Origin of the sequence: Aliiroseovarius crassostreae (assembly GCF_001307765.1) — a bacterium.
Taxonomy (GTDB): domain Bacteria; phylum Pseudomonadota; class Alphaproteobacteria; order Rhodobacterales; family Rhodobacteraceae; genus Aliiroseovarius; species Aliiroseovarius crassostreae.
In genome coordinates this window covers 353,048-366,881 of sequence record NZ_LKBA01000004.1, presented here as the reverse complement: position 1 = coordinate 366,881, position 13,834 = coordinate 353,048, and the positions used below count along the sequence as shown (strand labels likewise).

Genomic DNA, 13,834 nt, shown 5'->3' with positions numbered 1-13,834 from the left:
AGGCCCTTTTCATGATGTTTTGGCCTTTTCCGGGGGCAGGCAAAACCGACACGGTCAGCGCCCAAACCCGCGCGCAATGCCCCAGAACAGAAAGGCCCAGAAAGAGACCGTCAGCAGAAACGCAAACGCCAATACCCCCCGCCCCATCTCGATCATGGGAACGCCGGTCAGAAACCCGACAAACAAAGCAGGCGCCAGAAGAAAAGCGCCAAGCACCGGCACGGATTGCACCCCGGCCAGCCCCCCGAAAATCCAGAGCACCGCCCCAAATACTGCACCGGCAAACGCCCAGATGCCCGCCATGAACCACCTCCACCTTCCCAAACGGGAAGGGACCACCAAAACAAAAAAGCCGCCCCAGGGGACGGCCTCTTGCGTAGAAAGGGAAGATCTTACTTGATCTTGCCTTCCTTGTATTCCACGTGCTTGCGGGCAACGGGGTCATACTTACGCACAACCATTTTCTCGGTCATGGTGCGTGCGTTTTTCTTGGTCACGTAAAAGTGGCCGGTATCCGCAGTCGAGTTCAGGCGGATCTTGATCGTGGTCGGCTTCGCCATATCAATAGCTCCTCATCGGGCACGGGCGGGTGCCCGGGTGTATCTCTGGAACCCGCCTTTTAGCGACCACAGCGGGTGAGTCAACCACAAAGCCCGGCAAAAGTGGTGAAAACACTTCTCCCTCCCATTTTCTGGTCAAAAATATCCCGGGGGAGGCTGAAAGCCGGGGGCAGAGCCCCCTTGCGCGGCGCGCAGCGGCGCAAATCCTCACAGGCTCACACCGTGAGCCAGGCCCAAGCCTGTCGACCGAAGGGAGAAAAGGCGCGGGAGGTCATGTGGCCCAAAAAGAATCGGGCAAATATACGCGGACGGCCTGTAAGCCGGATTTTGTCCAGGTGTTTCCACCCTGGATGACCATTCCTCTAGGCGACCTGTTGCCAGGGCGCTCAAGCTGCCAACCCGAATCTGCGAAGGGCCAAGGCAGCCCCGGGGTTGCCCCCTAGCGATTCCTATTTGGCATTGCTCCCGGTGGGGCTTGCCGTGCCGCTTCTGTTGCCAGTCGCGCGGTGGGCTCTTACCCCACCGTTTCACCCTGACCCCGACATGCAGGGCCGTCTTTTCTCTGTGGCGCTGTCCCTGGGGTTGCCCCCGCCGGGCGTTACCCGGCACCGTTGCCTTATGGAGTCCGGACTTTCCTCGCGTCACGCCTGGGCACGCCCTGACAGTCACCCGCGGTCATCCGGCCATCCGCGTGGGGGATGGGATAGGAACAGCGGGCGGGAGCGTCAAGCATAAAGAGGATAAGGGGCGCTGCCCCTCGCCTCTTTGAGGCTCACCCCGAGGTATTTGGAGCAAGAAAAAAGGAAAAGGTTCAAACCGGAAGCGCGGCGAAATCTTCCGCGGAGAGCGGCCCGTTTGCCCAGGGCCGGTGGCGCAGGCGCACGGCAGCCAGAAGCGTGGCGTCATCTATATTGGCCGGATATCCCGCGCGGTGGGCGCAGGTGCGAAACCCGTCGGGGGAGATGTCCTGCGACGCGGGTGTGGCCCCGGACCGGGCAGCCAGCCCGCGATGGGCAAGGCGCGCCCAGTCAAAGCGCCGCCCCGGATCCATCTTGCGCCCCGGTGCCATGTCGCTGTGACCGATCACCGCCTGGGGGGAAATGTCCCAACGCGCCATGACCCCGCGCAGGAGCGCCTCCAGCGCACTCATCTGCGGCTCGGAAAAGGGCGAGGCACCATCATTGTCGAGTTCGATGCCGATCGAGCGGGAGTTGATATCCTGCACCCCGGCCCATTCCCCTGCCCCGGCATGCCAGGCGCGCATCTCTTCGGCGACCATCTGATAGATCTGGCCTTTGCGGCAGATCAGATAGTGGGCGGAGACTTCATATTCTGGCGAACACAGCCGATCCAGCGCGGATTTTGCGCTGTCCATGGCCGTGTAATGCAGCACGATCAGCGACGGGTGCAGCCCATCGCGTCTTGGGCCAAAATTGGGGGAAGGATGCGGAATGATCCGGGGGGCGGGCCCGTCGCGACCAGACATCTGGCCGCGCTCACTCAGTCGAAATGTTCAGCGTCTCACCCGGCACAAGTGTAGGCAGGGCCGGAGCCCCCGAAGGCTCCCCGGTGATCCCGGCAGCGGCCAGATCCGATGCGCTGACCGCAGCCTGGGGGGCAGGCGCGGCGCCTTGGGCTGCGCGCACCTTGCGGAACGGCGCCGGATCCCAGCCACAGGCAAAGCCATCGCCATCCGGGTCGATACCATAGCGATCCTTCTCGGGACCGCCGGAGCTCAGGAACGCCTGCTGGGCAGCATCGGTGGATCCATAGCTTGCGCAATTGCGCTCATAGCGGCTCTGCCCACCGAGGCTGAACCGTTTATAGAGCGACTGCCCCACCTGGTTTTTGGTCGACAGCGCAAACTCGACAATGGAGACCCCCAGGCCGCGCGGGCGTGATGGCAGGGCGGTCGGTTCGATCTGCTGATATTGTGCCTGATTGGCCGCACGGCGCGCCGCGTCGCTTTCGATGGTTTCCCGGGACGAAACGGCCTGGAAGTCCTGTTCATCCGAAATCCCGGCATTGCCGGTTGCGGCTGAGGTGGGCGCATCGGGCGCAGCAGCCGGGATCGGCGCTGAGGCCTCCAGCGGCTGGCTCGACACTGCGCTGCCTTCGATCATTGCCGAAAGCGGCGCCCCTCCGTCAAACGGGCTTTTCGGCAGATGGGCCGCGCTGTCGGGCATACGCGTATCAACACAGGCGGTCAGCACCACCATGGAAACCGCAACCGAAACTGGTTTCGAGAAAATACGCATCTTGGCCGTCCTTTGCTTAGCTCATCCGTAAAACCCGTGGTGGTTTACCACCATTTCTCCGGCTTTGCCACAAAGCCAGCGCGGGCTTCGACCTCATGGGCGATATTCAGCAGATCGCCCTCTTCCCACGGACGACCGATCAGCTGCAGGCCAAGCGGCAGGCCCTGAGCGTCCAGCCCGGCGGGGATTGAGATGCCCGGCAGACCGGCCAGGTTCACGGTCACGGTGAAGACATCGTTGAGATACATCTTGACCGGATCCGCGTCCTTCATCTCGCCCAGGCCAAAGGCCGCAGAGGGCGTGGCCGGGGTCAGGATTGCGTCGACGCCAGCGGCGAACACATCATCAAAGTCTTTCTTGATCAGCGCGCGCACCCGGCGGGCACGGTTGTAATAGGCGTCATAGAAACCGGCCGACAGCACATAGGTGCCAACCATCACACGGCGCTGCACCTCGGGACCGAACCCTTCGGCGCGGGTCTTTTCATACATGTCATTGATGCCTTCGCCGCTTTCCAGCGTGGCACGGTGACCGTATTTCACCCCGTCATAGCGCGCGAGGTTTGACGAGGCTTCCGCCGGCGCAATCACGTAATAGGCGGGCAGCGCATATTTGGTGTGCGGCAGCGAGATATCGACAATCTCGGCCCCTGCGTCACGCAGCATGTCGGCACCTTTGGACCAGAGCGCCTCGATCTCATCGGGCATCCCGTCCATGTGGTATTCTTTCGGGATACCGATCTTCTTGCCCTTGATGTCGCCGGTCAGCATCGCTTCGAAATTCGGCACAGGCAGATCGGCGCTGGTCGAATCCTTCGCGTCATGGCCACACATGGCTTCCAGCATGATCGCGGCGTCGCGCACCGATTTGGTCATCGGACCCGCCTGATCGAGCGACGAGGCAAAGGCCACCACACCCCAGCGCGAGCAGCGGCCGTAGGTGGGTTTGATGCCGGTGATGCCGGTGAAGGCAGCGGGCTGGCGGATCGAGCCGCCGGTATCGGTGCCGGTGGCCGCCAGACAGAGATCCGCAGCCACGGCAGAGGCCGACCCGCCCGAGCTGCCGCCCGGCGTAAGCGGCGTATCTTCGTTGCCCCGGCGCCACGGGTTCACCGCGTTGCCGTAACACGACGTTTCATTGGAGGAGCCCATGGCGAACTCGTCCATATTGAGCTTGCCCAGCATCACGGTGCCATTGTCCAGAAGGTTCTGGCTGACGGTCGATTCGTATTCCGGCGTGAACCCTTTAAGGATGTTTGACGCCGCCTGTGACGGCACACCTTTGGTGCAGAAAAGGTCCTTGATCCCCAACGGGATACCGCACATATCCGGCGCGTCGCCAGCCTGCAGACGCGCATCCGCAGCCTTGGCCTGCGCGCGTGCCAGATCCGGTGTGTTATGCACAAAAGCGCCCAGCGCATCCGCGCCTTCGATCGCGGTCAGGCAGGCTTCGGTCAGCTCCACCGAGGTCAGATCACCCTTGCGCAGGGCATCCCGGGCGTCGGCAATGGTCAGTTTGTTCAGCTCAGTCATTATTCAACCACCTTCGGCACGGCAAAGAAGCCTTCACGGGCATCTGGGGCATTGGACAGGATTTTCTCGGGCATATCGCCATCGGTCACCACATCTTCGCGGCGTTTCAGGCGCTGCGGCGTGACCGAGGTCATCGGTTCAACCCCGTCCACGTCCACTTCGTTCAGCTGTTCGATAAAGCCCAAGATGGCGTTGAAGTTTTCTGCCAGCTCCGGCAGGCGGTCTTCTTCCACCCGGATCCGGGCCAGATGCGCAACCTTGCGCGCGGTTTCGATGTCGATCGACATGGGGTGCCCCCGATGATTTCGCATGTAATGTTATCGCCCCGTTTAGCCCGTGCAGCCCCAAGGGGCAAGCGCCAGTGAAAGACGGGGGGGCGGGCGGGGGTGCGGCAGGTTAAACAGGTGACAGGACGCGATCAGGCGCTACTCGATGGGCGACGGCCCGAACCGGGCCCTTATGGGAGGACGAGGCCGATGAAAATCACCTGGCTGGGACATTCCGGATTTCGGATAGAAATTGAAAAAGCCGTGCTGCTGGTGGATCCATGGCTGACCGGCAACCCGATATTTCCCGAGGAGCGTCGCGCCGAGGCCCTTGCCGGCGCAACCCATGTGCTTTTGACCCATGGGCATGGGGACCACACCGGGGACACGCTGGATATCTGCCGCGAGCTGGGCATTCCCTGCGTGGGCATCTATGACCTGATGAACTGGTGGGAAGGCAAGCACGAGATCTCCGTGGTTGGGGTCAACAAGGGCGGCACGGTGGATCTGGGCGGCGCGAAGGTAACCATGGTGAACGCGGCGCACAGCTCGTCCATGGCCGGGGCCAACGGGCCGATTTATACCGGGGCGGAAGCAGGCTATATGATCCAGGGCGAAGGCCGTGTGATCTATCTGTCCGGCGACACGGATATCATGGCGGATATGGAATGGATGGGGGACCTGCACAGGCCCGATATCGGCATCCTCTGCGCCGGGGGGCATTTTACCATGGACATGACCCGCGCCGCCTATGCCGCCAGACGGTATTTCAACTTCCAAACCGTGATCCCGTGCCACTACCGCACCTTTCCCCTGCTGGAACAATCCGCAGACGCCCTGCGCGATGGCCTGCCCGGGGTTGATGTGATCGAACCCGAGGTGCTGGAGCCCATCACGCTATGATCTTCCGGTTTCTGAGAAAACTAGGCTGGAACAGATCGCCGCCGGACACGGCGAGGCCATATGAAGGGTATTTCCAGCTATGGATCATCGACCCCGGGCCGGATCTTACTCCTGTTGCCCGGATGGTGGCCGAAAACTGGGACAGCGAGCTGGATCAGGACTTCCTCGGGATATTTGCGCAGTTTCCGTGGCATTATCAGAGCCTTGAGGCGGGGAGCGACACCTATAGCATCCTGCACATCCTTGCGGCAGAGGTGGAAGACGCGGGCGGGCGCACGGAAATCATCGCGGCCCCCGACGCGGACACACCCTATCCGACAAGGACTTGAGCAGGCAGGTAAGGCATTGCAGCGTCGCGTCTGGGGTCAAACCAGCGCGTTTGGCGCAGGGGTCGCGTCATGCAGGGGGCACGTCAGGAGTACATATCGTAAATTGCAGCACAAATTGCTGCGTCCCCGCCCACCACACCGCTCGGAAAGGGGCTTTGCCCCTCGCGGCTTTGCCGCTCACCCCAGGATATTTGGGCCAAGGGGAAAAGCGGATCGGGTCTTTTTTCTTGCGCAAAATACCTCGGGGTGAGACCGAAGGTCGAGGGGCAGAGCCCCTGAGCATTGGGCGCGGCAATCACCGCGGGCAAGGCCCACATCAGGGCAGAAGCCAGACCGCCATTCCCGGAAGAACCAGCATCGATAGCAGGGTCTGCCAGGTCATCACATCCGCATACAGATCGGCGTCCCCTCCCATCTGGCGGGCGACGACATAGCCGTTGGTGGCACAGGACACCCCAAAGACAAAGATCCCCGCCAAGGTCTGTTCTGCGGTCAGGCTGAACAGGGGGGCCAGCAACAGCAGCAGCCCCACGGTCAGGCCGGGGCGCAGCAGCACCCCGATGATGATGCGCAAATGGGGCACAAGCAGGCGCCGGAAGGAAATCCCCGCCCCGATGGCCAGAATACCAACCCCCAGCCCGGCCCGGCCAATCAACTCAAGCGTATCGTCAATCGGTTTCGGGATCGCTATGCCACCAAGGTTCAACGCAAGCCCCAGTGCGCCCCCCTGCACCAGTGGGTTTTTCACAATTCCAAGTGCAATCTTTTTCACAGAGGCCTTGCCCGGCCCGAACCCGGCGAGGATCGCCACATTCACCACGTTCAACGGGGCCACCAGCACCGCCATGGCCAGGGCGATTAGGCCCACCCCTTCCGCTCCGAGAAACAATTCAGCCGCCGCCAGCCCGACAAAGCCGTTCCAGCGGGTGGTTGTCTGGAACAACGTGGTGAAGGCGGGGTTGGGCAGCAGGGTCTGCGGCAACAGGCGCAGCCCCAACACCCCCGCCCCCGCGAGACTGACCACGCCGATCAGCAACAGCGCAAAAGGGCCCATGCTGGCGGCCGAGAAATCCACGGTCGAAATGATCCGCAACAGGATCACCGGGATCAGCAGGCGAAAGGAAAGCGCCTCAATTGCGGGCCAGTGTTCGCGCGGGATCATCCCAAACCGAACCAGCGCATAGCCGGTCAGGAGCGTGAGCAGAATAGGCAAAATTGCCAGCGCCAGATCCATCTCAATCCCGCATCTTTTGGAAAAAGGCCGTCAGCAGTGCGGCACATTCCGCTTCGGCAATCCCGTCATAGACCTCTGGCACATGATGGCATTGCGGGTGCAAAAAGATCCGCGGACCTTGCGCCACCCCCCCGGATTTCGGATCCGCCGCACCGTAATAGACACGCCTGATCCGGGCGGCTGAAATCACCGCAGCACACATCGGGCAAGGCTCCAGCGTGACAAAAAGATCGTGTTCTGGCAGGCGTTCGGATCCCACCGCGGCACAGGCTGAGCGGATGGCCAGCATCTCGGCATGGGCGGAAGGGTCGTTGAGTTCACGGGTCCGATTGCCAGCCCGCGCAATCACCTCACCTGTTGGGGCGACAATAACGGCCCCAACCGGCACCTCACCGCGCAGTTCTGCGGCGCGCGCCTCTTCAAGGGCGGTGTGCATATGGGACGTGAACGGGCTCATAGGGCCTTGATGCCCGTCATTTGCCCCATTGCCAAGCCCCCCACGCCCTTCCAACGGCACCTGTTGTCATTTCCATCTGGCCCTTTGTGGCCGCGCAGGCTATGGCAAGGTATGAGCAAAGAGCCGCAAAATACCCCCGCCACCCCCAAATCGGGGGATCGTATCGCCAAAGTCCTGGCCCGTGCCGGCGTGGCCAGCCGCCGCGAAGCGGAGCGCATGATCGAAGCCGGTCGGGTCAGCGTGAATGGCAAGGTCATCACCAGCCCCGCCCTGAACGTCACTGGCAAGGAGCGCATCATTGTCGATGGCAAGGCACTGGCAGACCCTGAACCCGCGCGCCTCTGGCTGTATCACAAACCCACCGGCCTCGTCACAACCGCACGGGATGAAAAGGGCCGCGAAACCGTCTTCGACGCCCTGCCCGAGGACATGCCCCGGGTCATGAGCGTGGGCCGCCTCGACCTTAATTCCGAAGGGTTGCTGCTCCTGACAAATGACGGTGAGATCAAGCGCAAGCTGGAACTGCCATCAACCGGCTGGGTGCGCAAATACCGCGTGCGCGTCAAAGGGGAACCCACCGACGACATGATCGCGCCGCTTCGAAAAGGCATCACCCTTGATGGGGAGCGTTTTCAGCCCATGACCGTCTCGATCGACCGGCAACAAGGCTCAAACGCCTGGCTGACCGTGGCCCTGCGCGAAGGCAAGAACCGCGAAATTCGCCGGGCCATGGAAGCGGTCGGGCTGACCGTGAACCGGCTCCTGCGTGTCAGCTATGGCCCCTTTCAGCTGGGCACACTGAAACAAGGTGAGGTCGAAGAAGTGCGCCGCCGCGTCCTGCGCGATCAGCTGGGTCTGGACGGGGAAAGCGAAACACGCCCCCCGGTGCGCCGCCGCAAAGGCAAAGCCGCTGCCCTGACCCAAAAAACCGACCGCGCCAAGGAACGCGCCGATGCGCGAAGCGGGCAATCCGCGACCAAACCGGCCTTCAAAGGCAAAGGCAGCGCAAAAGCCGGGGCCAGACCGGGGACCCGCCCCAAAGGCGCCCCCAGCGGCAGAGCATCCGGAAAGCCTTCCGCGAAATCCACAGCAAAACCCTCGGCAAAACCCACTGCGCCGCGTGGCTCCAAACGCTGATCCCATCGCCCTTATAAGGGGCTCTGCCCCTCGCCTCTTTGAGGCTCACCCCGAGGTATTTTCAGCAAGAAAAAAGGGTTTCCACCCCGCTTTTCCTCTTGCCTTAAATATCCCGGGGGAGGCGAAGCCGGGGGCAGCGCCCCCTCCCCCTTTCGCGTTAAAACAGTGAGCCCTGTTCCGGGCCCACCTTGCGCGGCTTGGCCGGGGCGCTCGTTTTTTGTGACGCGGATTTAGAGGTGGATTTGGACGGTGGTTTATCCGAGGGGGGAGTATCCAGAGGGAAGCGCCCGTCAGCAAACTCGATCTCCAAAGATTTTCCCGACCGGGCAGCAGCGACACTTGTCACCAGCGCCCCCTCAGCGCGCACCACGGCATAGCCGCGCCGGAGTGTTTCGGTATAGCCGAGTGTCTGGTGCATCCGATCCAACGCCCCCAGCCGGTCCCGCTGGCGCGAGATGCTCATCTCGAAAGCGCGGGTCAGGCGGGTGGATAGTTCACTCAACTCCCCCTGTTTGCGGGTGGTTTCCTGTTGAATGCGCCCCGCGCTCAGGCGACCGGAAACGCGTTGAAAATCGCGGCGTTTCTCAGCATTGGCCCGTGACAGGGCGGGGGGCAGGCGGGCGCCAATCTTGCGCAGCTCCTCCCGCTTGGTGGCAACCATCCCCGACAGGGATTGCGGGCGCAGCCCCGCCGCCACCTGTGTCAATTGCACCTTGCGGTGTTGCGTGACGGAGCGGAGCGCCGCGGGCAGGTCCTTCTCTGCCCGGTCCAACCGTTGACGCGGCGCGTCCAGAAGCGTCTCGGGGCGCGGCAGCGCGCGGGACAGATCGCGCAGGCGCTGGCCGCGTTGCGTCACCCCCTGTCCGATGGCGCGGGACAGGCGGGCACCGGCCTCTTCGACCCAGGCCAAAAGCTCCAGCCGCACCGGCACGGCATGTTCAGCCGCAGCGGTCGGTGTGGGCGCACGCAGGTCGGACACGTAGTCGATCAGTGTTGTATCCGTTTCATGCCCCACGGCTGAGATCAGCGGGATCTGTGAGGCGCTTGCCGCCCGCGCCACCTCTTCTTCATTGAACCCCCAGAGGTCCTCGATCGAACCACCGCCACGCGCGACGATCAGCAGATCGGGGCGGGGCAATGCGCCGCCCGGTGTCAACCGGTTGAACCCTTCGATCGCGCGGGTCACTTCGGGGGCACAGGCCGCGCCCTGCACCGCCACCGGCCAGATCAGCACCTTGCGGGGAAACCGGTCACGCAGCCGGTGCAGGATGTCCCGGATGACAGCCCCGGACGGTGAGGTCACCACCCCGATCACTTCGGGCAGGAACGGGATTTTCTGTTTGCGCGCCTCGTCGAACAACCCTTCGGCGGCCAGTTTCTTTTTGCGCTTCTCCAGCATGGCCATCAGCGCGCCTTCGCCCGCCACGACCACCTCGTCCACGTTCATGTTATATTTGGACTGGGCGCCAAAGGCGGTGAGTTTGCCGGTGACAATCACCTCCATCCCTTCCTCTGGCTGCACGGACAGGCGTGCGGCCTGCCCTTTCCAGGTGGTGCAGGACAGGACATTGCCGTCATCCTTGATGTCGTAATAAAGGTGCCCGGAGCGGGCTTTGAACACACGGCCCACCTCTCCTCGCACGCGAATACGCCCAAACGCCCCTTCGATGGTCTTTTTCACCGCACCCGAGATTTCGGCGACGGTATATTCAGGCGTGTTCTGACCCGGCATGGGGTCGTCGATCAGGTCGGACATGAGGGGATCCCGAGTGCGCGTAACGATGTTGTCCCGACCTTAAAGCGTTTCGGGATGAACTTGAAACAGATGTTTGTTCCGAAACGCGCATGACAGCGATATCTCTTGCGGCGTTTCGGCGTTTCCCTGTCTCAGGCTGACGTCGAAACGCTTTGGCGCCAGATGAGGGGCCAGATGAGCGGAAAAGAAAGCGCCGCCCTGCCGGGGCGTTCCCGGTCGCGCCCAGCTCAGGCACAGGCACAGGCACAGGCACGGGCAAAGGCACAGACAGAGGCACTGGCAAAATTTTCCTCAGATGATAGCGCCGCAACAGGCTTGTTTCCATGGACGCGGCCCGCTATGCCCCAACCCATATCAGACGCGACACCAGGGGGCACAGATGAACATCCTTATTCTTGGCAGCGGCGGGCGTGAACATGCGCTGGCATGGGCGGTCAAACAGAACCCGAAATGTGACCGGCTGATCGCGGCCCCCGGCAATGCCGGCATGGCGGCGATTGCGGAATGCGCCTCGATCAATATCGAAGATGGTGGTGTGGTGGTTGAATTCGCCCAGGAAAACAGCATCGACTTCGTGATTGTTGGCCCCGAAGCGCCGCTGGCCGCCGGGGTGGCGGATCGCCTGCGCGAGGCGGGCATCAAGGTGTTTGGCCCCTCGGCGGAAGCGGCGAAGCTGGAAGCCTCGAAAAGCTTTACCAAGGAAATCTGTGACGCCGCAGGCGCCCCCACCGCGGCCTATGGCCATTTCACCGATCCGGGCTCTGCCAAGGCCTATATCCGCAAGCAGGGCGCCCCGATTGTGGTCAAGGCCGACGGGTTGGCCGCCGGCAAGGGCGTGATCGTGGCGATGACCGAACAGGAAGCGCTGGACGCCATCGACGACATGTTCGGCGGTGCCTTTGGCGGCGCGGGCGCCGAAGTGGTGATCGAGGAGTTCATGGAAGGCGAGGAGGCCTCGTATTTCATCCTGTGTGACGGCAAAACCGCCCTGGCCGTGGGCACGGCGCAGGACCACAAGCGGGTTGGCGAAGGCGACAGCGGGCCGAATACCGGCGGCATGGGCGCCTATTCACCTGCCCCGGTGCTGACCGATGAGATTGCCAACCGGGCGATGGACGAGATTGTGATCCCCACCGTGGCCGAGATGGCCAAGCGCGGCACGCCTTATCAGGGCGTTCTGTATGCAGGGCTGATGATCAAGGACGGCCAGCCGCGCCTGGTGGAATACAACGTCCGCTTTGGGGACCCGGAATGTCAGGTGCTGATGATGCGCCTTGGCGCGCAGGCGCTGGATCTGCTGCTGGCCTGTGCCGAGGAACGGCTGGAGGACGCTCAGGTCAACTGGGCGCATGATCACGCGATCACCGTTGTTTATGCGGCCAACGGCTATCCCGGATCTTACGAAAAAGGCACAGTGATCAAAGGCTTGGACAGCCTGCCCGAAGACAGCAAGAACATGGTGTTTCACGCAGGCACCACCGAGAAGGACGGCAGGATCACCGCCACGGGTGGACGTGTCCTGAACGTGACGGCCCGGGGCGACAGCCTGCAGGAGGCCCGCGACCGTGCCTATGCGATGATCGACGGGATCGACTGGCCAGAGGGCTTCTATCGGTCCGATATCGGCTGGCGTGCGCTCTGACGACCATCAAGACCGTCACGTTGATATCGTCGTGATATCACCGCCGTGGCATCCCATGGTGGAACTCGCCCCGCGCCATCTGGTTGCGGGGCGTTTCTTTTGAGGGGGCCTCGCTGAGGCTCGGTGCTTTTGGTGGCTCACTGCGTGAGCCTGAAAAGGGGCGCTGCCCCTCGCGAGACGAGCTCGCTCACCCCGGGATATTTGGAACAAGGGAAAGAGAAAGGGGAGGCGGCCACCCGCTGGGCAACCCGGAGCCTTTAAAGCGTTTCGGTTTTAACCTGACACAGGGCAAAAACACTGGGCAAAACTGAAACGCTGCAAGAGATATCAATGTCGTGGGCGTTTCGGAAGAAACATGTGTGTCAAGTTTATCCCGAAACGCTTTAGCCCGGCGCATTTCCCGGCACCCTTGCGCCGAGCTGTTTCAGGGTGTCAAACCCATGTGCCAATTCTGCAATGCTGCGCACGGATGTGAGGGAGCAGCGGATGTAATTGCGCTCTGTCCGCGATGTGGCAAAATGGTCTGAGGCGACAACTTCGATGCCCGCATCCCGCGCCTTTTGTATGAACTGCCCCTCATTCTCGACCTCTAGCCAGAGATGGGTTGCCGGGTGCGCCTGAATATTAGGAAAAATCCGTCGAAGGACCGCCCAGCGCGCACGGACGATTTCGGACTGGCGGTCGGCGATCCGCATCGCATCTTTGTTGCAGATCATCTGTGTGGTCATGATCAGGGGAAGCGGAGAGGTGAGCCAGCTTGTCAGCGCCGGGTTTGCCTGCAGGCTGCTGACAGCCGGGTGCTGCCCGGCCACGAAGCCAAAGCGCAGGGCCGGGGACAGGCATTTGGACAGGCTCGAGATCAGGATATGGCCACGGGGGAGCGCGCTGACAAAAGGCGGCATGCCGGAGTAGCTGCCATACACATCATCTTCCACAACGGTCAGGCCAAACTCCGCCACCAGCTCTGCGATCCGGGCCCGGCGGGACACCCCCATGATGGTTCCTGTCGGGTTCTGGATATTTGGCGTGATCACCAGCGTCTTGGCCTTCACCCGTTTGCACACTGCCGCCAGATCATCTGGCCTGAGCCCCTGCTGGTCACAGGCCACCCCTTGCAATCGCAACCCCATGGACTGGGCAATGGTCCTGAGCCCGGGGAAGGTGAATTCCTCGGTCAGCAGCGTCTGACCCGGCCCCATCACATTTCCCAACACCGCCTGCAAAGCGGCCTGGGCCCCGGCGGTCAGCGCAATCTCTCCGCAGGCAAGGTCATAGCCTCTCCAGGCCAGCCAGTCCCGGGCGGCATTGCAGGCCTGCCGGATCTGCTCTGGCATGGCATATCCGAACAGGTCCTTGCCCGTTTCGGCACATTCCAGCAAGAGGCGGCGCAAACTGTCATGATCAATTTCAGGTGGTGAGATCTTGCTGAGGTCAAGCATATCCCGACAGCTTGCATTGCGCGCAAACAGCTGGGCGGATTTGCTGGATGGGCTGATGAAGGTCCCTCTGCCCGTTTCGCCCTGAAGGAGACCCTGCTGGGTCGCCTCTGTAAAGGCCCGCGTCACCGTTGACAGGTTCACACCAAGCGCATAGGCTAGCTGGCGCTGAGCAGGAAGCCTGTCCCCTGCAAGCAATTCCCCGTTTTCAATGGATTTTTTCAGTGCCATGACAATAGCGTCATGCTTTGTCAGGTCCGTTTCCAGCTTTGGCACCCACATGCTCGCCGCGCCCTCCCGTTCCACCTATTATTGTCTTGAAGA

At 62.3% G+C, this 13,834-nt stretch carries 14 protein-coding genes and 1 other RNA gene; 4 read left to right on the top strand and 11 right to left on the bottom strand.

From position 1 onward, the window contains the following. Positions 1-54: 54 nt before the first annotated feature. The 7 genes from AKJ29_RS03965 to gatC form a co-directional block, all read right to left on the bottom strand. Positions 55-303, bottom strand: a complete 249-nt coding sequence (locus tag AKJ29_RS03965; RefSeq protein WP_055188138.1) for a hypothetical protein — start codon at positions 301-303, stop codon at positions 55-57. An 89-nt stretch (positions 304-392) separates the two neighbouring features. Beyond that, on the bottom strand, positions 393-560 hold the full coding sequence (rpmG, locus tag AKJ29_RS03960) for a 50S ribosomal protein L33 (RefSeq protein WP_012179442.1): 168 nt from the start codon (positions 558-560) through the stop codon (positions 393-395). 300 nt (positions 561-860) lie between these two features. Beyond that, positions 861-1,251: RNase P RNA component class A (gene rnpB / locus AKJ29_RS06240), an RNA gene on the bottom strand. A 120-nt stretch (positions 1,252-1,371) separates the two neighbouring features. Next, entirely contained in the window at positions 1,372-2,046 is a 675-nt protein-coding gene (locus AKJ29_RS03955) for an N-acetylmuramoyl-L-alanine amidase (protein ID WP_055188135.1), read from the bottom strand. Between the two features lie 10 nt (positions 2,047-2,056). Next, the gene (locus AKJ29_RS03950; protein WP_055188132.1) at positions 2,057-2,818 is read right to left on the bottom strand and encodes a hypothetical protein; all 762 of its coding nucleotides are present in this window, start codon (positions 2,816-2,818) and stop codon (positions 2,057-2,059) included. Positions 2,819-2,862: 44 nt separating this feature from the next. Continuing rightward, positions 2,863-4,350 carry an Asp-tRNA(Asn)/Glu-tRNA(Gln) amidotransferase subunit GatA gene (gatA, locus tag AKJ29_RS03945; RefSeq protein ID WP_055188131.1) on the bottom strand — a complete coding sequence of 496 codons (1,488 nt, stop codon included), beginning with the start codon at positions 4,348-4,350 and terminating at the stop codon, positions 2,863-2,865. Beyond that, complete coding sequence (gatC, locus tag AKJ29_RS03940) at positions 4,350-4,637, bottom strand: Asp-tRNA(Asn)/Glu-tRNA(Gln) amidotransferase subunit GatC (RefSeq protein ID WP_055188129.1); 288 nt, start codon at positions 4,635-4,637, stop codon at positions 4,350-4,352. Before gatC ends, gatA begins: the two co-directional genes overlap by 1 nt. A gap of 189 nt (positions 4,638-4,826) precedes the next feature. Here gatC and AKJ29_RS03935 point away from each other — a divergent pair, with 189 nt between their 5' ends. After that, a complete protein-coding gene (locus AKJ29_RS03935; protein WP_055188127.1) occupies positions 4,827-5,519 on the top strand; it encodes a metal-dependent hydrolase in 693 nt (230 codons plus the stop codon). Beyond that, on the top strand, positions 5,516-5,848 hold the full coding sequence (locus tag AKJ29_RS03930; protein ID WP_055188125.1) for a hypothetical protein: 333 nt from the start codon (positions 5,516-5,518) through the stop codon (positions 5,846-5,848). The genes AKJ29_RS03935 and AKJ29_RS03930 overlap by 4 nt, the downstream gene beginning before the upstream one ends. A 316-nt stretch (positions 5,849-6,164) precedes the next feature. Here the strand turns inward: AKJ29_RS03930 and AKJ29_RS03925 are convergent, their stop codons facing one another. Together AKJ29_RS03925 and AKJ29_RS03920 are read right to left on the bottom strand one after the other, a co-directional pair. Beyond that, positions 6,165-7,082 (bottom strand): AEC family transporter, encoded by a 918-nt coding sequence (locus AKJ29_RS03925; RefSeq protein WP_055188123.1) that lies wholly within the window; start codon positions 7,080-7,082, stop codon positions 6,165-6,167. Between the two features lies 1 nt (position 7,083). After that, entirely contained in the window at positions 7,084-7,539 is a 456-nt protein-coding gene (locus tag AKJ29_RS03920) for a nucleoside deaminase (protein WP_055188994.1), read from the bottom strand. Positions 7,540-7,650: 111 nt separating this feature from the next. Between AKJ29_RS03920 and AKJ29_RS03915 the strand changes: the two genes are divergently transcribed. Next, the gene (locus tag AKJ29_RS03915; RefSeq protein WP_055188121.1) at positions 7,651-8,676 is read left to right on the top strand and encodes a pseudouridine synthase; all 1,026 of its coding nucleotides are present in this window, start codon (positions 7,651-7,653) and stop codon (positions 8,674-8,676) included. Positions 8,677-8,833: 157 nt separating this feature from the next. On the opposite strand, the gene xseA is transcribed toward AKJ29_RS03915, so the two are convergent. Further along, positions 8,834-10,432: an exodeoxyribonuclease VII large subunit gene (xseA, locus tag AKJ29_RS03910; protein WP_055188120.1), complete on the bottom strand. Its 1,599-nt coding sequence runs from the start codon at positions 10,430-10,432 to the stop codon at positions 8,834-8,836. 379 nt (positions 10,433-10,811) lie between these two features. Here xseA and purD point away from each other — a divergent pair, with 379 nt between their 5' ends. Then, complete coding sequence (gene purD / locus AKJ29_RS03905) at positions 10,812-12,074, top strand: phosphoribosylamine--glycine ligase (protein WP_055188117.1); 1,263 nt, start codon at positions 10,812-10,814, stop codon at positions 12,072-12,074. A gap of 383 nt (positions 12,075-12,457) precedes the next feature. On the opposite strand, the gene AKJ29_RS03900 is transcribed toward purD, so the two are convergent. Further along, positions 12,458-13,741 (bottom strand): aminotransferase-like domain-containing protein, encoded by a 1,284-nt coding sequence (locus AKJ29_RS03900; RefSeq protein WP_161805371.1) that lies wholly within the window; start codon positions 13,739-13,741, stop codon positions 12,458-12,460. Between the last annotated feature and the right edge of the window lie 93 nt (positions 13,742-13,834).